The following is a 21,416-nucleotide window of genomic DNA, read 5'->3' on the forward strand; positions in this document are numbered from 1 at the left end:
TACATTAACGACACACAGCAAGGGAGAAAACTAAAACTCATTTTCTCTCTGTTTTCGTTCTTCCTGCTTTGCCGCTCATTCATCTTTTTCTGCCGCGTCCAATGCTAAATAACACTGTTTAAAAGTCTCCGCCACAAAATCAACCTGCTCATCCGTCAGACAAGTATGGAGCGGTAATGTAATTTCATTTTCAAACTGCCTGTAGGCATTGGGATAATCTGCGATATCAAATCCCAGCTTTTTATATGCCGTATGCATTGGCAGTGGTTTATAATGAACATTGGCAGCCACACCGGCCTCCGCCATATCAGTGATTAACTGATTCCTGAATTCCAGGCTTTTTCCGGTCAGGCGGACAAGGCAGAGATGACGGCTGGAATGAAACTCATTGCCATTCGCATCGACGCCGTCGTGGGAAATAAGTTCTACCGGCAGCCCGTCAAAACTTTTATGGTACCGGGATAATATTTCTTTTCTCCGCTCTAAAAGCTCCGGATACCGCTTCATCTGAGCCAGGCCAATCCCCGCCATAATATCGGTCATATTGCATTTGTAGGCAGGCATGACAATGTCATATTCCCAGGCCCCCAGTTTTGTTTTTGCCAAAGCATCCTTGCTCTGTCCGTGAAGAGACAGCAGCATAAACTGATGGTAAATCCACTCGTCATCAATACCTGGAATCGCTTTCCAAACCAACGCGCCGCCTTCGGCAGTCGTCAGGTTTTTCACAGCATGAAAAGAGAAACTGGTAAAGTCTGCTATTTCTCCACACATTTTTCCATTCCGGGACGCACCGAATGCGTGCGCCGAATCGGCCATCACAATTACGCGGCCAAATTTCTCCTGAATCTCATTGGCAGGATGAAACAAGGCTCTTTTTTCTTCCACAATCTGAAAAATCCGGGTATAATCACAGAGCACCCCTGCAATGTCTACGGGTATAATCACCTTGGTTTTTTCAGTGATTGCACTCGACAGTTTATCGTAATCCATCTCATAGGAATCCGGAGCCGTGTCCACCAAAACCAGTTTAGCGCCCACATGGCAAGCCACGCTGGCACTGGCAGTATATGTATAAGCGCTGGTGATTACCTCGTCCCCTGGCTCCACTCCGAGAAAGTGAAGTGCCAGTTCCATACAGGCCGTAGCTGAGTTCAGGCAAACTGCTTTCGGAGCATGGACGAAAGCGGCAATCTGGCTTTCAAATTCTTTCGTCTTCGGCCCTGTGGTAATCCATCCTGACTTTAGTGCATCGATAACTTCACTTATCTCCTCATCTGTGATATCCGGCGGTGAAAATGGTACCTTCAGCATAATATTTCTCCTCCCTTGCATTACTGTAACAATTGATCACTATCATTTTGGGATAGTACAAAGAATCCTGCTTGCGTAATCTTTGCGCTGCCGTGCGGTTGCTTCAGCAACTGTCTGCCTATGCGCGGCATATGCATCCTTGCAGAGCGTTTTTTGATTTATAGAATGCAATTTCCTATGAATCAAAAAAAGGACTTTATCAGCCCTTCCTTCTATAACTATATCTATTTATAATCAATCTTAATTGCTTCCGTTATTGTTCTCCTGATGTCTTTCTCTTTCCACCTTAACCCCAATCTCAATCCGTCTCATCTCGTCCAAAAACGGAATCTCTATCACAACGATCCGTTTCCTCAGTCTTTTTTTCACGACTTTGTCGAGATTATCTTTTAAAACGCCTCCTGCCGCGACAATTTCACCTTCTTCATTCACCCATATCGGTGAACGGCGAATGATATATTCCGGAGCATTCCCAATCAGTTTTCGAAGCAGTTTTTCCTCTTCTTCCCGGACCGTCCTGAATACCCCATCGGTGCCCAAAAGCTTTGTCAGTTTGGGAATTTGCTTCAGATCATAAAAAAACTTATCAGGCGTATTGGTTTCGACGAATACATAAGAAGGGAACAGTGGTTCTATGTGCGGACGAAAGCTGCCCTCAATCCGCCAGACATATTCACGTCTGATTACAAAACATGTTACATAGCTTTTCTCATCGCTTTTCTCGTCGCTTCCCTTATACTTTTCTCCGAGCGCTTTCTCGATCACACTAACCAGCTCCATTTCCTTCCCAGTTAATGTCTGAATCACATACCACATTCTATCAACCTCATTTGGGTATGCTTCGCCATTCCGGAATTAATTTCCGAACTGTGATCAAATCGGTAATGCAGGGTGTCAATTCAATATCGCTTGACACCCTGCCTCCGCTTTATGCTCCATCTTCGTCCCTCCATGACATAGATCACAGAAGCACCCCAATTTCTTTCCTGCTATTTTTAATAATAACTCAGCCTGATTGCCATTATCCGGCCTGATCCTGTTCCAGTCTCACACCGAATAAAACCGCCTGTCTCCGATTAAACAGCTCAATCTCTACAATGGCAAACCGCTTGTGTAAGTTTAATTTCACAATTTGATTCCGATAGTGTTCCAGAACCCCATCGGCCCGGACAATCTGGTTCTCACTATCCAATGTAATCCGAGTCACCCCCATAGCATGCTGCAGATCCTCTCCGCATACATCCTCCAGGAAGCGCATATCCTTTTCTTCCACCGGCGTGAGTATATCCTGCTTTGTACCGGCCGTGCTGGTAATAAACTGAGGAAATTGTCTGGCTTTTTCCAGTTCTTTTGCAAGTTTCTCTGCATGCTCTGTTTGTATAAACAGATATCCGGGAAACATAACATCTTCTAAAAGATGCAAAATTCCACCGGAACGGAACACCTTTACTTTTTTGGGAACGCCACAGCGTATCCAAAAAGCATGGCTGACTGACCTCTCCAAAAGTTCGGCAGCCTCCTGCTCTTTTCCCGGCACCGTATATAATACATACCATCGTTCCATAAGCAGTCCTCCGTCGCTTAACTGTTAGTTAAGCGACAACTTTCGAACCTCATTCTGTCCCCTTTCTTTCCTATCATGTTTTTTGTTATTATTAAGTTAATAATCAAAATGGAATTATTTGAAAACCCAGTTAGAACTTTGGACCATTTCCAGAAAAATAGTAAAAAATAAGATAATCTTAGGATTTATTGCCAATTCTTTTCTTTTCTGACAGTTGACCATGGTTAAAAAGGATGTTATAATTTACAGGAACTTAAGACTTGGTCAAAAAATGTCGCTTAACTAACAGTTAAGCGACATTTTTTTAATTCTAACGATAAAAGCAAACAGTATATGCCATATCACCTGTTATATTTAGGCCAAATCAAAACAACCGGCATCCCTCGCAAAAGACATCATATCCCTGCAAGGCTGCCGGCCATTTTCTTACTTAAAGGCAGTTTTATATTCCACCCAAAGTCCTAAATATCATTAAGCTCCATCTATCATTTTCTTATACCAGTTCTTTACACCTCAAAACTCTCCGACTTAAAATTACTATAAAAACGCCCTTTTTCCACAGTAAACCGCAGCACACAATAATCCGGATCCGTCACGCCTTCCGGATAATACATCGTGTCGCCCTCCCGCCAGATCATCTCCTTGCTCCCGCTGTCCTCCAGCACCTCGGCCGTGCCGATGAGCATAACCCCTCTGAAAAACCGCCTGTCGCAGAAATAGACACAGGCTTTTGGGTTGGCCCTGTACTGGGAAACTCTCATTGAAGAAGTGTTGGTTGTAAAATAGAATGTTTTAATGCCCTCTCTCTTCCTCGGCGGCAGCATGGCCTTCATATTGGGAAAACCGTCCCCGTCGACAGAGCCGATAAAGGCCACTCCCTGCTTGTCTATCAGATTTCCGATTGTCGTTTCAACGTCTCTCATGTGTATCCCTCCTCTGCCTCCATTATATCGGTTCCTTCCGGCCAGGTAAAGTACACACTTTTTTGTAACTATAAAAGCCCTTTCTCCTTCAAAAGCTCCGTCTTATTGTCTTCCACCATGATTTCAATACCGACACTCTGCATAATGGAAACGGCTTCAAAGATCTTATTCCCGCGGTCCGTTAAGTAATAATCTACTCTGAGCGGATACCCCTCATATGATGTTTTCCCAACCACGCCGCAGTCACCCAGCTCATTTAAATGCTGAAGCAGCATTTTCTGGCTGATTCCCTTTATCTCCCTTTTCAGGTCGGATAAAGAACTGGTTCCCTTGCTGAGCTGCCACAGAATGATTGGTTTCCACTTGCCTTTAATCATATCGTGGGTCAGTTCCAGCGGGCATGTATAATCGTTTCGCATTTTCATTTACAATTTCTCCCGAACTATCTGCCATCCTTTGTTATTATGGATAACAGGACAATTTATCGGACTGTACCAGGGATTGTGCAGCCATGATTACTTTAAGAGCTTTATAGCAGCCGATGTCAGCATGCTGACATTTTTTACAAAACCAAACTCCGTATTGAATGTTCCCATCAAACATAACACTTTTCTTATCACACCTTTTTCATCCTCGGTAAAGTCATCCCTGTAATTCATCATTAATGCCCCAACCGTCGATTTCACGCTTTCATAAACCGCATCCATTCCCAATACCATATATTTTGTCAGCTTATCACCGACACCGCACAAGTCTTGTAAAATCAGATTTTTTAATTCTTCATCAATGATGCTCTGTTTCACATCTTTGATGAGTTCCTGAACCTGCTGTGCGAACCGGCTTATTTTCTCCGTTTCAACGTCCTCCGGAGCCAGTTCATCATTTATGAAATCAACGGCGGCCTCCAACCTGAGCAATGTTTCCGCTCCAAAGATTGAATCAAATCCCGCAGAATGGATGCCTCCGTTGCTGATTGTGAACATCTTAAATAGATTCTCTCTTAATCCTTTTACATTTTCCATATGTTTATTTTTACTGCGCTTGTTAATTTTTTCAATCTGTTTTATTGTAGAATCACAGCAAAAAATAAGGCTTAATATCAAATCATTTTCGGTCATATTATATTTTTCTGCAATATTTCTTATTGTATCCGACTCACTTACATCAAAAGAAATCCTATTGCTGCTTCTTTTTATCATTTCTTTATAACTGTTCTGGATTTCATTTATAATTATCAGTAAATTATTGGCTGGCAAATATCTGTTGTCATGCGTTTCTTCCATATTCAATTTCCTCCTGTCCTATCACTTTCTATGATATAACAGAAAGCTTACCATTTCAACAACCAGGTTTTAATCTGAGGCGGCTTATCTGAAGAGTAGCGAACGGGCCAGTTGTTCCCTTGCCTGGCCCGTACCGCCCTCTTCCCGGCCAAAACATATTTCCGGCCGCCCATTCATACAATATAAAAACAAAATTTGGAAACCGATATGCAGATTATCACACCGGCCGTGCTTCATAACACTCTTTACTTCAACGACATACCAGTCCTGATATACAATATAAAATACCCAGTTTTTACATCGACCTGCAATCAGGATGCAGTTCGTTCCATCAATCAATTTTATAGCTCACTTGCAAAAGAAAAGGAAGATTACTGTAAAACAGTGCTCTATCCTCAGGCCGTCGAATCGGCCCGGTATATTCAAAAAAATTTCCCTCCGTTTCACAGCTATGAATACGATATGGTTTACAAAGTGACCTTCAATTCCGGCTGCATCACCAGTCTGTACGTGGATCAGTACACATTCATGGGAGGCGCCCACGGTTCAACCGTCCGGACATCCGATACCTGGAGTCTCTCAACCGGCAGGCGTATCTCACTCCAGGATATCTATCCCCATGAACCCCTTTACCGGCAAAAAATCCGACTCAGTATTCAATCTCAGATCGCAGGACTGCTTAAAGACAACCCTGCATCTTTTTTCGATGATTACCCTAAACTGTTGTTAAATACATTCGATCCTGACAGCTTTTATCTGTCACCGGATGGGGTTATAATCTATTTCCAGCAGTATGATATTGCCCCATATGCCAGCGGACTGCCGGAATTTTTACTGCCCTGCCCCGCCGGCCGTGCCGGTAATCAGCTGGCGGGAAAGCAATTTTCAAACACGCCCTAGTAATATTTTACTGCCACCGTCTTCCCCAGCCGCCTCATCACATCCTCAATCTGATCCACCAGCTTCTGCCGCACTCCAAGCTGGAACGGCAGTTCCGTATTCTGGTAGGCTCCATTCACGGCTTTTCCCACAAAGAGGTGTAGATCCGTGCAGCTCTCAATCAACAGTTTTGCCAGCATGGAGGCTCCGTTGGGTTTATCCAGTTCCATAAAAAATTCCTCGTCAATCTCATCATCCCTTGTATACTGCTCCAGGAATTTGAGAACGCGGTTCAGGGTCACCACACCTTCGGTCACAAGGTCGATTCCCTCTATATATGCCGTCGGAGGGATATTCGGGTCGATCTCCCCAACCGATACATCAATCTTCTTTTCCAGCACACGGGCCACAATATTGGCGCTGGTTCCACCGCATACTATCTTGAGCGCGCTGCCGTCGGCCATGAAGTCTTTTATCATCGCTTCATCGTCTTCCTGGTTGGCCGCCGGACCCGTCATCAGGTTAATCAGCTTTTTCTCACCAATCCTCAGCACGGCCACCGTCGTGTCATCGCCCGGCCGATACTGGTAAAGGTCATTGCAGGCCTGGCTGACCGCCGCGGCCAGATGCATCGCGGAGATTGTTTTTCCATATTCCCTGAGGGCATACTCCGCCACGCTGTCCCAGTTCCAGCCGAAGTTCAGCAGTTCCCCGACACCCGCATTGATGGCCCCATCGCTGAGCAGGATAAAAGCATCCCCCATCTGCACGTTAAAATGGTACTCATTGATCCTTCTGTTCTCAATCATCCGGTAATTCTCCGGTATCTTCATGATTTTTCCGTTGCGGATAAAAATACAGCCCGGATTGTCAAATTCCACCAGGTAGGCGGAGCCGTCGTCATAGACCTGCAGGATACTGAACGTCGCATACGCCATCTGCCTGACTTTACAGACAGGCAGTGTCTCCGCAATGGTCTCCACGCATTCCTCCAGTAAAATTCCTCTCAGGAACATGGTTCCCAGAATTTTGGAGGTCATCGTCGCCAGAATGTTGGCTTTCACGCCGCTTCCCATGCCGTCGGCCAGGATCAGGATGTGGGAATCTTCCGTGTGGAGAATCTCTACCTTATCGCCGCAGAGCTCCTCCTCATTCTTATTCAGGCTTTTGTATGCAATATCGACCTTAATTCCCATTCCCTATCCCCTGCCTTCCTTCCCGGATACAGAGGCTGCGCCCCGTCTCTTCTTTTTTCTGCCGGAGGCCTGATCTTCCTCCCCGTCCTCCAACAGGGAATCGCACAGATCCAACAGCGTGATTTTTGTCTCCGCCGCCGTCTCTCCCAGCAGTCCGGCAATCTCCTGGGCAACCGTCATCTGTTTCCTGATTACCTCGTGGGCCAGCTCCACCGTGTTCAGTTTCTTCTCATAATATTTTTTAGCCTGGTATTCCTGCTCCGTGATATCGATGATGGTTGCAAGGACCACATCCTTTTTCTCCACATATACGATATTGATCAGGGCTGACAGGTTATACTCGGGATAATCCACCTTCTTGCCCCGGATACTCTGATGGGTCGAATACACCCACTGGAAATCCGTAGGGTCAATAAACTCGAATAAATACATCTGGATTGCCTCGGCTCTGGTCTTACCAAAGTACCGTTCCCCCACCGCCGAGTACTCCATTATCTTCATATCCCCATCCACGATCATGACAAGGTTGGGGGATGTGTCCATCACAAGGTTTGCCAGGGATTCGGCCCGGTCATGCATGTAAGGGATACACATGTTAAGCTCCGCCTTCTTCTGGAAAACGGCGATTGCCTTCTCCCTGCAGGTAGAATAACCGCAGGCTCCGCAGTTCAGCTCATCCTCCGGCGTCTTCTTGCCTGTCTTTGCAAGGATTTCCCGGATCTGTTCCTCCGTCGGCATCAGGTCGTTTGTGGAGCGGTCGCGGTACTGCTTTTTAAGGCCCACGCCTTCGCTCATGCTGCGCAGCATCCCGCCGTCGGCAGGTTCCCTGGAAATCCGCTCCTCCATGTCGATCTTTACCCTGAACCGGGAAACTTCCCTGTCCAGAGGAGCCGAGCCGTTGATGCAGCCGCCCGTGCACATGTTCATCTCGATAAAACTGCCGTCGATCTCTCCGGCCATCATGCTGTCGCAGAATTCAATGCAGTTTTTCGTTCCGTGAATATGGAGCTTTCTGTAGCTGTCCGTCTGGTTTCCCGTGGTCAGGACGGAACTGATTACTCCGCCCGTTACCGGATAGAGCTGGTTTACCTTCGGCTCCAGATGTGCAAACGGAATGTCCCCGCAGCCGGCCGGCGATATCTGTTCGTCCTGCAGCCATTTTTTAATATCATTGAAATTCAGAACGGCATCGATGCTCGCCGCATTTCTCGAATCCGTGGATTCTTTCTTCTTGGCAATGCAGGGGCCGACAAATACCACCTTCGTATCCCCGCCGTACTCCTTCTTAAGCATACGTCCGTGTGCCACCATTGGAGATACGACAGGAGCCATATAGGGCACCAGCTTCGGGTAATATATTTCAATCAGGTCATTGACACTGGGACAGCACGTCGTGATAATATTGTCCATCCGCCCCTCCTCAAGGAGCCTGGTGTACTCCGCCGTCACAGCCGCCGCACCTTCCGCCGTCTCCCTGACATCAAAAAAGCCCAGTTTTCTGAATGCCTCATGAATCTGGCCCAGCGCTACATCCTGGAAAAAGCCCATATAGGCGGGAGCCAGGGAGACCACCACCCGGTACCCCTGCCTGATATAATACTTAACCGTATCGAGATCGCTGGCCATCGTCTTGGCCGACTGCGGACAGACATGAAGGCAGTGGCCGCAGAGAACGCACTTATCCTCTATGACCTCTGCCCTTCCATCTTTAATCATGACTGCCTTCACATCGCAATAACGGACGCACTTATAACAGTGCATGCATTTACTTTCCTTAAAATCAATAATCCTCATCAGATGTAACCTCCATATGAGTCTATTATCTCATATCAGGCGGTTTTATCAAAGAACTTTTTCTTCAAAAATCTCTAAAACATCGGCTTTTCTATCGCTGTATGCGGCGGTTAAAACCATGACGCGGCATACCAAAATGATGACAGCGCAGAAAACCTGCCAGCCGTTCGAACTCACAAAAAGGCTCAGCCAGTATCCGGTGAGGGCAACCCCCATTACCAGCGTATAGCCTCTTTTCAGGCCCCGAAGTGACGGCCTGTTTTCCACGTAAACTTCCATCAGCACAAAACATACAATATATTCGAGAATGCAGGGAATCAGATACCAGGCCTCCGAATCGGGCAGGATACTGAAAATCGACATAAAACCTATGATTCCCGATACGAAAACCAGAGCCGCCGCGAGCACATGGTAGATCTTCATCTGCTTTTTGGACAGCAGAAAAACGGCGCCTCCTTTCTCCAAATCCAGGATCCCAAAATACAGGATCGCAAAACCGAAACAGGCCGGAAGAAGCACCATGCCAAACATGTTGATATGGAGTGAGGCGAGGATAATTCCCCAGAATATTTTCTTACTCCTGGATGCCATTTAAAACACTCCTCTCTGATTGAGATATTTCCAAATATTAATAAAATCACCGCCGGCCGGCTGCAGGACGGCGTGAACGTAAAGAAGCGTCTGTTTCACCCGCCCCTCCAGTTCCAGGATCACGACGGATGAAAGAAGGCCGGACGGAGTATTATATGCGTTTTCCCCGTTCCACTGGCTCTGAAGCGTCAGCGTATCTCCTTCTTTCAGTCTTATGAATCCATCCTTTTCCTGATCCGGCTCCACCGCCAGTTTTCTTCCGTTAACCGTGATACTGAATGTGCCGAATGATTCATCCGGAGACAGCACCCGCTTTATATTCAACATCGCATCTCCCTTCATCCGCACCACCATCTCATCCTTCCCGTCAGAACTGGAGGAGGAAGAGACCACTTCCCCCATCTCGGCATCCATCGGGCCGTGGGCCAGAACCATGTTTCCCAGGCTGATTTCAGCCTCGCTCCCGTCCGTGTAAACCGCTTTGCCTCTTGTAAGCACCTTATATCCGTCAAAATTCTCCTGCACGGAGACGGGAATCCTTCCGCTTACGGTATGGATGACATACTGGTTCTGCACCTTCGGCGTCTCGCTGAACTCTCTCATCACCTCATGCTGTCCCAGTTCAGGAAATTCCATCGACTGAAGCCGCCTGTTATCGCCTCTTCCTGTAATATAGCAGAGCGTGATATCGGCATACCATACAGACCGTTCTTCATCTTCTTCATAAAAAGCGGTCACCGCCGTATTCTGCTCCACAAAAACTGGCTCAGCCAGTCTGAATCTGTATTTAAAGCATACCCCGAAAATCAGGCATACCATTACTGTTAAAATGCATACTGCCGCTATCATCCTGTCCGTTCTCTTTTGCATCTCTTCTTTTTCCTTCACTCACTTACCCACCTGACAATCTGCGTCATCTTCTATTCTTATCTGCTATAATGATCCGTTCTCTTTCCGGTTACCACCCGGAGAACCTCTCCTCCCGAACGGTTACGACTTATTATACAATAGAAACATTTACCAATCTTTGCAATTTTCTTACAATTCCATGTATTTTCTTTTTATTGATTGTAGATGGAAGATCTGAGAGGCGTGTTTTTTGCCGCCGCGCCGATTCAATGTTCTCCTGTATTAAGAAGGTTATACAGAGCTGCCGGTCCGCATCCTGCAAAGCAAAAAAGCAGCCCGGACAGAGACGAAAGAACGCTTTTCCTGTTCTTTCGTCACTGTCCGGGCTGCCGTAATGATATTGTAATGCAACCGGAACATCAAACCATCCTGCTTTTACAGCCGGTTCATGCTTCCCGTCTCCAGCAGTTCTTTCACTTCACCGGTGTCAACCCCCAGGGCCACCGCCATCTCCTCCTCAAAGGTCTTCTCCACCAGAGTCATCATCTGGGCATCCTTGGACGGAAGTTTCTTTCCTTCCCTGCCTCTGCGTTCTTTTCTCTGATATAGTTCCTTGGCAATCCTGACCAGATTCATATAATCCTGCGAATAGTAGGCATCCTTGTACTCCTGTGCGCGCTGTCTTTCGTCCTTAATCAGCAGCGGCTCAATATCCTTGATCCGCCCAGCCAGCTCCAGGGCTTCCTTCCTTGAAAGCACCGGCCGGAGAACTCCTTCCGTCTTTTCAGTAGGGACATAAATCTTTTCCGCCTGGTCTCTCACAGGGGTTAGGATATAATACTCTCTCTTCGTCCCTGTCAAATTCATCTCAGCCACGTCCTTCAACACACAGACCTTGCCGCTCCAATGAACCATATAATCGCCTTTATTCATTCTATCCCTCCTGAACTTACACCACACTGTCAACAGCTGCCGACGCCGCAAAACACGCTCTTCCCAGTCTCTGCTGTCAATGCAAAACGATGAAAAGTACGCTCTGCGGACCTCTCATCGTTGACAACAACATAAAATAAAACTGTACATTCCTGCTTCGTCAAATTGGGCATATTCTTGCCACTCTATATTAATCATACCATTTTTCACACTTTAATGTAAGCTTTATTTTTATTTTCGGCATATTGCGCATAAAAGGCGGAATTAAAAGACGAAATAAGCTGTAAAAATCACCATATCGGCCGCTTTGCATGGTGATATCTGGAAGTTGCACAAATTTCGGTTCAGACTCAGCCCGTTCGCTGTAAAAAACTGCCGCAGAAATTTTCCTCTGCGGCAGTTCCTTTTGGCGGTAAAACCAATAGGACATGCGTTTCACCGTCGATACTCATATCCCCATATTGACTGTTTAAAAAACGGTTGATTCAAATGATTGGCGGGACGGATAGTCCTTCCCGCAGCGCTTAATCTTTCTCAGCAGCCTCTGCGGCTCTTGCTTCCACTTCCTTCTTCTGTACGTCGCCCGGAGCCTGCTCATAGCGGCTGAACTCGTAGGAATAGGTGCCGATACCGCCGGTCATGGAACGGAGATCCGTATTATATCCGAACAGTTCAGACATCGGGATATCTGCTTCGATAATCTGTTTGCCGTGGTGATCGGAGTTCATTCCAAGAACGCGTCCCCTTCTGCGGTTTAAATCGCCCATAACGTCACCGGTGAATTTATCCGGCACAATCACCTTCAGGGAAGCGATTGGCTCGAGAAGAACCGGGTTGGCTTCCATAAATGCCTTCTTGAATGCCAGTGTGGCGGCCATCTTGAATGCCATCTCCGAAGAGTCTACCGGATGGTAAGAACCGTCCGTCAGGGTAGCCTTAAGGCCTACTACCGGATAACCGGCAAGCGGTCCCTTGACAACGCATTCCTGTATGCCCTTCTCTACTGCCGGGAAATAGTTTCTCGGAACGGCGCCGCCGAATACTTTCTCTTCAAATACGTACGGTTTCTCTAAATCGCCGGACGGTTCGAATTCCATCTTAACGTCGCCGTACTGGCCATGTCCACCGGACTGTTTCTTATACTTGCCCTGAGCCTCCACTTTCTTTCTGAGTGTCTCACGGAATGCAAATCTCGGTTTGGTGAGGACGATATCAACTTTATATCTGGCAAGCAGTTTGCTTACAACAATCTCCAGCTGCTGATCTCCGATACCGTAGAGTAAGCTCTGGCGGTTCTCGGCGTCATTGACTGCTTTCAGCGTTAAATCTTCCTCCATCAGTCTTGCGAGGGCTGAAGAAATCTTATCCTCGTCACCCTTCGTCTTGGCTGAGTAAGCCATATATGTATACGGTGTGGAAATCTTCGGCTTATGGTAAACGATCGGTGCGGTGCGGACTGCAATCGTATCGCCTGTCTGTGTCACGCTCAGTTTCGCCACAGCGCCGATATCTCCGGCCTTTAACTCAGGCACTTCGATGACGTCCTTGCCTCTTAACAGATAAATCTTCTGAACCTTCTCCTCCGCGTCCTTGTTCACGTTGTAAATCACGCTGTCGGGCTTCAGGGAACCGGTGCAAATCTTCATCAGTGAATATTTACCGATAAACGGATCGGCAATGGTCTTAAATACTCTGGCCGACAGGGAAACATCGTCGTTATATTTGGCTGTAAAGCGCTCGCCGGTGGATACATCCACGCCGACGCACTCAAATTTATCGGGTGACGGGAAATACTTGTCGATAGCCTGAAGCAGATGGCTGAATCCCTGGGCGTTGATGCCGGAACCCATCTGGACCGGTACGATATTTCCTTCTATAACATGTTCTCTGAGCGCAGAAGAGATTTCTTCCTGGGTAAATTCTTCGCCGGAGAAATAACGTTCCATGTACTCCTCGCTGGTCTCGGCTACGGCCTCGATCAGGGCGTCTCTGACAATTCCCAGGTTCTTCTTCGTATACTCAGGAATCTCGCATTCTTCGTAATCACTTAAATTGGTAAATCTTCTGCCCTTCATCTTTACAACATTGACAAAACCTACGAACTTCTCATTCTCACGGATCGGCACCTGGAACGGGGCGATCTTTCTTCCGAAGCGCTTCTCAAGTTTCAGGATCAGTTCACGGAAACTGGCCTGATCATCGTCCATGTTCGTTACAAATATAATTCTCGGCAGATTGTACTCCTCGCAGAGCTCCCATGCCTTCTCCGTTCCTACTTCAATGCCCGCCTTGCAGTTCACAACGATGATCGCCGCGTCCGCAACGCTGATTGCTTCCTCAACCTCTCCAACAAAATCAAAATAACCGGGAGTGTCTAAGAGGTTAATCTTAATCGGACCGTCTTCTCCTTCATACTCTAACGGAATCATGGTTGTGGAAATAGAGAACTGTCTTTTGATTTCTTCTTTATCATAATCACTGATAGTGGAGCCTTCCGGAACCTTACCCATTCTCTTTGTAACACCTGTAACAAGAGCCAGGGCTTCTGCTACTGTTGTCTTTCCGGCGCCGCCATGACCTAATAAAACAACATTACGGATTTGTTTTGTCCCATACACGTTCATATAAAAATTCCTCCCGTAGATAAATTTTAGTCCATGTTGATATTGTACAAGAAAAGAGAGAAAATTTCAAGTAAAATTCACATTTTATACAAATTTGATGCCAATTTGAGTTACTGTTCACACAGATGTATTCCGCGAGATGTTTTCACGCTTTTTTGTGAAAATCCCGAGTTATGTCGCGCGAAACGGCGTTTTTCCGTTTCTGTGCATCGCGAGGCGGGTTATTGTTCGCAGCACAGCTGCTTTTAGCTGGGGTGTGAACAATAACCAATTTGACACAAGAGAATTGAAAATCTTCAGGTTTTATCCTATTTTGGCGTCTGTTTCTTGCCATTCACGTTAAACTGTCGAAGTTTAACGCAATAAATCGTTGACAACTGCCCTTTTATGCAATACAATAGGCAATAACGCAGAAAACCCATATAAATAAAAGGATCCATCACAACCCAAATTTAGAAAGTGAGACAAAAAAATGATTATTATAATGAAGCCGCACGCTTCGGAGGAAGCAGTCAGAAAAGTAACCGGAATGATCGAGTCAAAGGGACTGACGGCTCATCTTTCCAAGGGTGATCAGGTAACCATCATCGGAGTTGTAGGCGATAAGACGAGGCTCACAGGCTCCAACATTGAAATCTCGGACGGCGTAGACAAGGTGGTGAACGTCACCGAATCCTACAAACTGGCGAATAAGAAGTTCCATCCGGATCCCACCGTCATAAAAGTGCAGAATACGGAGATTGGGCCGAACACGCTCACCGTCATGGCCGGTCCCTGTGCGATTGAGAGCAGCAGCCAGCTGATGGAAACGGCCTTTGCCGTGAAAAAGGCCGGCGCCACCTTCCTCCGCGGAGGCGCCTACAAACCAAGGACCTCCCCCTACTCGTTCCAGGGACTTGAAACGGAGGGCCTTAAATATATGAAGGAAGCCAGGGAGGCCACCGGACTTTCTGTTATCTGCGAAGTCACCAGCAGCCACGCGATTGAATCGGCCGTGCAGTACGTGGATATGCTCCAGATTGGAGCCAGGAACATGCAGAATTTCGAACTGCTCAAAGAAGCGGGAAAAACTTCTCTTCCCATCTTACTGAAACGCGGTTTATCTGCTACAATAGATGAGTGGCTGAATGCAGCCGAATACATTATGTCTGAAGGCAATGAAAATGTGGTTCTCTGCGAGCGTGGAATCCGCACCTACGAGACATCCACGAGAAATACGCTGGACTTAAGCGCGGTGCCGGTTCTGAGGCAGAGGACGCATCTTCCGATTATTGTGGACCCGAGCCATGCGACGGGCGTCAGAGCCTATGTGGAACCGCTGTCCAAGGCAGCCATTGCCGCCGGAGCGGACGGACTGATGATTGAAGCCCATCCCTGCCCTGAAAAGGCGCTCTCCGACGGCCCGCAGTCTCTCACCTTCGAAGAATTCGACGACCTGATGAAACGTCTCAGGCCGTACGCAGAGCTTTCAGACAGGACATTCTAAACGATTAATACATATGCGGAGGATATTCTATGACAGATTTGACAGTTGCGTTTATCGGACTCGGCCTGATCGGCGGTTCCATCGCCAAGGGGCTAAAGCGAGGAGCGCCAGATACGAAGATTATGGCATACATGCGCACCAGGGAAAAACTGGAGCAGGCGAAACAGGATGGAATTGTGGACGTGATTCTGGACGGTGTGGATGAACACCTCATGGAATGCGATATCATTTTTCTATGCACCCCTGTTGAATATAATGCCGATTACCTGAACCGGATCCGTCCCTTCATAAAAGAGGGAGCCATTGTCACTGACGTCGGAAGCACCAAGACAAATATCCACGAGACGGTCTCCGCTCTCGGCATGGAGGAATGTTTTGTCGGCGGCCACCCGATGGCCGGTTCCGAAAAGACCGGTTATGAGAGCGCCACCGATCACCTGCTGGAAAATGCCTACTATATTATCACGCCGGCCGGAAAGACTCCGCCTTCCTTTGTGGAACGAATGACCGGGGTTGCCGCAGCAATCGGAGCAATTCCCCTTGTGCTGGATTACAGGGAGCACGACTTTATTGTGGCCGCCATCAGCCACCTGCCCCACCTGATCGCCTCCAGCCTTGTCAACCTGGTTCATGACTGTGATACCGAAAACCAGACGATGAAGCTTCTGGCCGCCGGCGGTTTTAAGGACATAACGCGTATCGCCTCCTCCTCCCCCGTCATGTGGGAGCAGATCTGTATGACCAACAATACCAATATCTCGGTTATCCTGAGACGCTATATCGAATCGCTCAATCAGATTCTTTGTGAGGTGGAATCCAAGAAATCGGGCGCCATTCATCAGCTTTTCGAGTCCTCCAGAGACTACAGGAACTCGTTTGCCGATAACTCAAAGGGCTCCATTACGCCGGACTATTCTTTCTCCGTGGATGTAGTGGATGAGCCGGGCGCCATTTCCATCATCTCCGCCATTTTAGCAGGCCAGGGGATTAACATTATGAATATCGGAATCAACCATAACCGGGAACATGGAGAAGGCGCGCTGCGCATTTCCTTCTATGAAGAGGCCTCCATGACCGCCGCATGGAACCGGCTGAAAAGTTATAATTATACGCTTAAGAAATGAATACGAAACGAGGTTTAATATTATGATATTCTCCAAAGTCCGCCGCTTAGCGGGGGAACTGACCGTACCGGGTGACAAATCCATCTCCCACAGAAGCATTATGTTCGGCTCACTTGCCGACGGGCTGACGGAAGTCCGCGGTTTTCTTCAGGGAGCGGACTGCCTGTCCACAATATCGTGTTTTTCTAAAATGGGAATTACCATTGAGAACAACGGCGATACCGTCCTGATACATGGAAAAGGCCCGAAAGGCCTCTCCGCCCCGGCCGGGGTTCTGGACTGCGGGAACAGCGGCACCACCACCCGGCTGATCTCCGGAATTCTGGCCGCCCAGGATTTCAATGTAACGCTGACCGGAGACGAGTCCATCTGCAAACGTCCCATGAAGCGCATTATGGAACCGCTTTCCATGATGGGCGCCCATATTGAAAGCAAATATAATAACGGCTGTGCGCCTCTTGAAATTACCGGGAGCCGGCTTCACGGAATCCACTACTTATCTCCCGTCGCCTCCGCCCAGGTAAAATCAGCCGTCCTGCTGGCCGGACTTTATGCGGACGGGGAGACGCGCGTCACGGAGCCGTATGTCTCAAGGAACCATACGGAGCTTCTGCTCTCCGCTTACGGGGCCGATGTCCATAGGGAGGGTACAACGGCCATATTGAGGCCCGGCAATCCCCTGAAAGGGCTAAAGCTTACCGTTCCAGGCGATATCTCATCGGCCGCCTTTTTTATTGCCGCCGCTCTGATTATCCCGGACTCCGAGATTCTGATCCGCAATGTCGGCGTTAACCCGACCCGTGACGGCATGCTCCATGTATGCAGGATGATGAACGGAAACGTCACGCTTCTGAACGAAACAAACGAATCGGGTGAACCCACCGCCGATCTGCTCATCCGGTCCTCTGCACTGAAGGGCACCGTCATTGAAGGGAGCATCATCCCAACCCTGATTGATGAGCTGCCGATGATCGCCGCCATGGCCTGTTTTGCAGATGGGACGACGCTGATCCGCGATGCCGCAGAGTTGAAGGTAAAAGAGTCCAACCGGATCGCCGTCATGACGGAGAACCTGAAAGCCATGGGCGCTGATGTGGAAGAAACTGATGACGGCATGATCATCCGCGGCGGCCGTCCTCTCCACGGGGCCGTCATCGACAGTAAAAAAGATCACCGCATCGCGATGACCTTTGCCGTAACGGCGCTGGCTGCCGAAGGGGAAACAGAGATTCTGGACGCCGACTGCGTAAATATATCCTATCCGGGATTTTACTCCGACCTGCACTGCCTGTTCAGGAAATAACAGTTTCTGCTCCCGGTTAACCGATCCAGCCACCTGAAGGAGGTTTTTTGAATGTGGTTTATCTTTGCGCTTCTGTCTTCCGTCTTCGCCGCCCTGACCTCCATATTGGCTAAGGTCGGCATAGAAGGCATTAACTCCAATCTGGCCACCGCCATCCGCACCGTAGTTGTGGTTTTCATGGCATGGGGCATGGTTTTCATCACCAATACCCAGGGTGGAATGGCCTCCATCAGCAGGAAGAGCTGGATTTTCCTGATTCTGTCCGGCCTGGCTACCGGCGCCTCCTGGATGTGTTATTACAAAGCCCTTCAACTTGGAGAGGCCTCGAAGGTTGTCCCGATTGATAAATTCAGCACGGTAATCACGGTCCTGCTCGCCTTTCTTTTTCTCCATGAGCAGATGTCCGCAAAAACCGTGATCGGCCTGATTTTGATCACAGCTGGGACGTTTACAATGATTCTTTAACTAAAAGTTATTGTTAAAGCAAGAATCCCGCTCGCGGGATTCTTGCTCTGCCGAACCGCCTTATCCGATCCGGTAGCCATCGCGGCCTTCTTTTTTCACCTCATACAGCAGAACATCTGCTTTCTGGTACAGCACCTCAAAATCAACCTCGTCCTTTCTTACCGCCACACCAATGCTGCACGTAATTCCGGATATTTCGGGACTGATTTTAATCTTCCTGAATTCGTTCCTGATTTTTTCCACTTTTTCCTGCAGTTCCCTGTCTGCTCTGTCGCCTGGTATGAAGGCGATAAATTCATCGCCGCCCAGACGGCCGTAGATGTCTCCTGCAAAAATAAGCTTCATGCATGCGCCAACCTGGGTCAGCACGTCATCTCCCACGGAATGGCCAAAATGATCATTAATCTCCTTAAAATGATCAATATCCATAATCAGCAGCGCTCCACCGCTCTTCTCTCTGAGCAGCAGTTTGGAAATCACTTCACGAACCATGGAAGAATTGTAGATTCCTGTCATTCCGTCATGCTGCGCTCTCCTCAGGAGAAGTTCCTTTTCGATCTTTTCTTTCTGGATATCCCAGACACGGCCGATCGAATACACGGCCCGGCCCGAATCATCCTTTACCACCTTGGAAGTAACACGATACCACCGTTCCGGCTCCCTGGCAGATATAATCTGAACATCCCTCGTGCCCTCTTCTTCCTGCATAATCCAATGGTAAAGCGTATTTTCACCGGAAATCCTCTGTTCCTCAAGCAGATGCCCGCCAAACTTACTGAAGTCCTTAATGACCTCCAGAACTCCCAGATTCCGAACTCCGTCACCGGAAAATCTCAAAACATCATCTCTGTAATCATACTCATAAACACTCTCCCCGACTACCTCCGAAAGCTGTCTATAACGCCTGTATTCCAAAGCCATTTTCCGATCCATCTCATACCTGTTGCGTATATTTCGCAGCAGCCCCAAACCAATTGCCGCCACGAGTATCAATGCGGCTGCCGCAAACGGTCCGGGATTCTCTCTGGCATAATCCATAAAAGAGAGTTTCTCCCTGTTGATGGAACTTTCATAAAATATCCTCTCTTTTTCGGAATCCGGCATATAGGCAATCACCTTATTTAATATATTATGCAGTACCAGGTCCGAGTCCCTTGCGACACCGAGGCAGAGCGGCTGGCTGCCGCTTTCCGTCATGACAATTGCCGTAATATTTTTATACGTTTTTTTGTTTATACAGTATTGAAATGAATAATTATTAATATGACAGTAATCCGCTTCCCCCTTGTTGACGGCCTCCATCGCTTCCTCCGGAGAATAGTAGAGCTTTACTTCACCCGCCTCCTGTTCCACAGAGCCAAATGCATCATAAACCGCCGCCGTCTTTCCCCTCAGTTCTCCCGGATCTACTCCCTTATGCACAATCAGTATCTGTGAAACGTTCATGTACGGCAGGGTTTGAACAATTCCAAACTCCTCCATAACCAGATTACTGCCGGGAACGGCCAAAATTAAATCCACATCTTTATCCAGGATCAGCCTGCAGTACTCATCCGCATCTTTTATACCAATATACTCAAACCGCAGACCTGTCTCCTTTGAAATATAATTCAGGAAATCTACCGCAATTCCCTGTGCCTCTCCTGTCTTCGGATTAATGCTCTGTATTGGGACCTTTCCGTCCAGAACAGCCACCTTTAATGTGCCTACCTGCTCAAGATAAGTCCTCTCCCTGCTTTCATAAAGCAGATATTCGGATTTTTCATTAAAATATTTCTGATGAAGTCTGGGCATCAAGGTCGGATCGGTCTCTTCAAGTTCCAGCATTCCGGCATTCAGTTCTTTCAAAAGTTCCGTGTTTCCCTTTGTTACCGCCATATAAAAAGGCGTGGATGAAAACCTCGCTACGGCCCGAAACCCTTTTTTCGTCCCCACCTCGGGTTCCAATATGACATCCGCCCTCTTTTCTTCCACGGACTTTCTGGCTTCCTCACTGTTATCGCAGCGTATGATCTCATAATCCTGATCGATTGAATTCAGATACCGAGCCATGGCATCCTGCTGCTTTCCACCATTGCCCACCACCGCCACTCTAAGGATTTCCCGGTCCGTAAAACTTTCGGGAGTCATATCCCAATTGCTGTCCGGCACCGTAAGGGCAATCCCGGTCTCTCCGTATGCGCTTCCGGGATAGTCGAATATTTCCTCAAGGGCTTCATTGTAGTTCATACCTCCCAGCAGATCGATCTCTCCGTCTTTGAGCATATCCAGCATGGCGGAAAGTGAATCATTCAGAGAGCCTTCAATCTCCACGAATTCATATTCCCACTGGGTATACTGAGCCAGCTCCTGAAGATAATCATATGTATAACCCGAGTATTGACCCGTTTCATCCTTCATTGTAAATCCGTACTGTTCCGGATATCCCACCCGCACAACCCGTCTCTCTTTTGCCTCGGCCGGTATAGTCATGCATAGAAGCATCCATATGACGGTAATCCCCATCAAAAAGCCTTTTCCCGCTTTAGCCACTTTCATAATTCTCCCTCACAGCCCATGATAACAGGCTCCTTTATTACAGCAATGGCCTCTGTACCAGCCGGTTGTACTTATATCACATGCACACTTATACATAATAAAAAGCCCCGCCAATAAGGCAGAGCTCTGGATACAGCCACAAATTTCCGGCCGAAAACAGTCTTTTCCTTGCAACTGGCTGCCTCCGTAAGGCCCTGTAGTTTTGCGTCACTGCTTTGCAGCAGTTTTGCCCTTATACAATTAGATAGATTGTATCATGGGATGTTTAAAAAGTCCATTGAAATTATGTCGGAAAACGGGGATTTAATTGAGGAATGAGAACGCCGCCGGGACGATCGGGGGGCGGGATGGTGAGAGGGGGATTATGAGTCTTCAGTCCCGGGCTTTAGTTTTGTCGCGGGTGGGAAATCCGGGCAGAAAAAGATTCCCCACGGGAAGGTCATCGACCGGGACTGAAGACGCGAAGGTTGTCGCCATCCCGTACCCCGGCCTACGGCCGCTGAATTGTTCTTATTCCTTCAAAGGGGGAGGTACTGTCGCTGCCACTACG

General features: G+C 47.9%; 19 protein-coding genes and 1 riboswitch. Of the genes, 5 read left to right on the forward strand and 14 right to left on the reverse strand.

The features are described from left to right. Window positions 1-75: 75 nt before the first annotated feature. The 6 genes from V3C10_15050 to V3C10_15075 all read right to left on the reverse strand — a co-directional run bounded on the left by V3C10_15050 (window position 76) and on the right by V3C10_15075 (window position 5,084). On the reverse strand, window positions 76-1,314 hold the full coding sequence (locus V3C10_15050) for a DegT/DnrJ/EryC1/StrS family aminotransferase (protein WVP60621.1): 1,239 nt from the start codon (window positions 1,312-1,314) through the stop codon (window positions 76-78). Window positions 1,315-1,554: 240 nt separating this feature from the next. Then, on the reverse strand, window positions 1,555-2,130 hold the full coding sequence (locus tag V3C10_15055) for a transcription termination/antitermination NusG family protein (protein ID WVP60622.1): 576 nt from the start codon (window positions 2,128-2,130) through the stop codon (window positions 1,555-1,557). A gap of 205 nt (window positions 2,131-2,335) precedes the next feature. After that, entirely contained in the window at window positions 2,336-2,878 is a 543-nt protein-coding gene (locus tag V3C10_15060) for a transcription termination/antitermination NusG family protein (GenBank protein ID WVP60623.1), read from the reverse strand. Window positions 2,879-3,384: 506 nt separating this feature from the next. Beyond that, window positions 3,385-3,801 (reverse strand): pyridoxamine 5'-phosphate oxidase family protein, encoded by a 417-nt coding sequence (locus tag V3C10_15065; GenBank protein ID WVP60624.1) that lies wholly within the window; start codon window positions 3,799-3,801, stop codon window positions 3,385-3,387. Window positions 3,802-3,869: 68 nt separating this feature from the next. Then, window positions 3,870-4,226 (reverse strand): helix-turn-helix domain-containing protein, encoded by a 357-nt coding sequence (locus V3C10_15070; GenBank protein ID WVP60625.1) that lies wholly within the window; start codon window positions 4,224-4,226, stop codon window positions 3,870-3,872. Between the two features lie 90 nt (window positions 4,227-4,316). Beyond that, window positions 4,317-5,084, reverse strand: a complete 768-nt coding sequence (locus V3C10_15075) for a hypothetical protein (GenBank protein WVP60626.1) — start codon at window positions 5,082-5,084, stop codon at window positions 4,317-4,319. A 207-nt stretch (window positions 5,085-5,291) separates the two neighbouring features. Between V3C10_15075 and V3C10_15080 the strand changes: the two genes are divergently transcribed. After that, entirely contained in the window at window positions 5,292-5,984 is a 693-nt protein-coding gene (locus V3C10_15080) for a DUF3298 and DUF4163 domain-containing protein (protein WVP60627.1), read from the forward strand. Here the strand turns inward: V3C10_15080 and V3C10_15085 are convergent. From V3C10_15085 to V3C10_15115, 7 genes are all read right to left on the reverse strand, one after another. Beyond that, a complete protein-coding gene (locus V3C10_15085) occupies window positions 5,981-7,159 on the reverse strand; it encodes a SpoIIE family protein phosphatase (GenBank protein ID WVP60628.1) in 1,179 nt (392 codons plus the stop codon). The two genes, V3C10_15080 and V3C10_15085, sit on opposite strands and share 4 nt — an antisense overlap. A 3-nt stretch (window positions 7,160-7,162) precedes the next feature. Continuing rightward, a complete protein-coding gene (locus V3C10_15090; GenBank protein WVP60629.1) occupies window positions 7,163-8,953 on the reverse strand; it encodes a [Fe-Fe] hydrogenase large subunit C-terminal domain-containing protein in 1,791 nt (596 codons plus the stop codon). A gap of 48 nt (window positions 8,954-9,001) precedes the next feature. Then, on the reverse strand, window positions 9,002-9,544 hold the full coding sequence (locus V3C10_15095; protein WVP60630.1) for a hypothetical protein: 543 nt from the start codon (window positions 9,542-9,544) through the stop codon (window positions 9,002-9,004). Next, window positions 9,545-10,432: a hypothetical protein gene (locus V3C10_15100; protein WVP60631.1), complete on the reverse strand. Its 888-nt coding sequence runs from the start codon at window positions 10,430-10,432 to the stop codon at window positions 9,545-9,547. It lies immediately after the preceding gene. 396 nt (window positions 10,433-10,828) lie between these two features. Then, window positions 10,829-11,326, reverse strand: a complete 498-nt coding sequence (locus tag V3C10_15105; protein ID WVP60632.1) for a CarD family transcriptional regulator — start codon at window positions 11,324-11,326, stop codon at window positions 10,829-10,831. A gap of 190 nt (window positions 11,327-11,516) precedes the next feature. Then, window positions 11,517-11,765 (reverse strand): hypothetical protein, encoded by a 249-nt coding sequence (locus V3C10_15110; protein WVP60633.1) that lies wholly within the window; start codon window positions 11,763-11,765, stop codon window positions 11,517-11,519. 85 nt (window positions 11,766-11,850) lie between these two features. Beyond that, entirely contained in the window at window positions 11,851-13,950 is a 2,100-nt protein-coding gene (locus V3C10_15115; GenBank protein WVP60634.1) for an elongation factor G, read from the reverse strand. 472 nt (window positions 13,951-14,422) lie between these two features. Here V3C10_15115 and aroF point away from each other — a divergent pair, with 472 nt between their 5' ends. The 4 genes from aroF to V3C10_15135 are packed head-to-tail and all read left to right on the forward strand — an operon-like array spanning window position 14,423 to window position 18,328. Further along, entirely contained in the window at window positions 14,423-15,436 is a 1,014-nt protein-coding gene (aroF, locus tag V3C10_15120; protein WVP60635.1) for a 3-deoxy-7-phosphoheptulonate synthase, read from the forward strand. Window positions 15,437-15,465: 29 nt separating this feature from the next. Continuing rightward, complete coding sequence (locus tag V3C10_15125) at window positions 15,466-16,560, forward strand: prephenate dehydrogenase (protein WVP60636.1); 1,095 nt, start codon at window positions 15,466-15,468, stop codon at window positions 16,558-16,560. A gap of 22 nt (window positions 16,561-16,582) precedes the next feature. Next, window positions 16,583-17,863, forward strand: a complete 1,281-nt coding sequence (gene aroA / locus V3C10_15130; GenBank protein WVP60637.1) for a 3-phosphoshikimate 1-carboxyvinyltransferase — start codon at window positions 16,583-16,585, stop codon at window positions 17,861-17,863. A 51-nt stretch (window positions 17,864-17,914) separates the two neighbouring features. After that, the gene (locus tag V3C10_15135; protein WVP60638.1) at window positions 17,915-18,328 is read left to right on the forward strand and encodes an EamA family transporter; all 414 of its coding nucleotides are present in this window, start codon (window positions 17,915-17,917) and stop codon (window positions 18,326-18,328) included. 60 nt (window positions 18,329-18,388) lie between these two features. On the opposite strand, the gene V3C10_15140 is transcribed toward V3C10_15135, so the two are convergent. After that, a complete protein-coding gene (locus V3C10_15140; protein WVP60639.1) occupies window positions 18,389-20,866 on the reverse strand; it encodes a GGDEF domain-containing protein in 2,478 nt (825 codons plus the stop codon). A gap of 166 nt (window positions 20,867-21,032) precedes the next feature. Continuing rightward, window positions 21,033-21,107, reverse strand: a riboswitch (cyclic di-GMP riboswitch). Window positions 21,108-21,416: the final 309 nt, after the last annotated feature.

It is taken from the genome of [Clostridium] symbiosum (genome assembly GCA_036419695.1).
GTDB lineage: Bacteria > Bacillota > Clostridia > Lachnospirales > Lachnospiraceae > Otoolea > Otoolea symbiosa_A.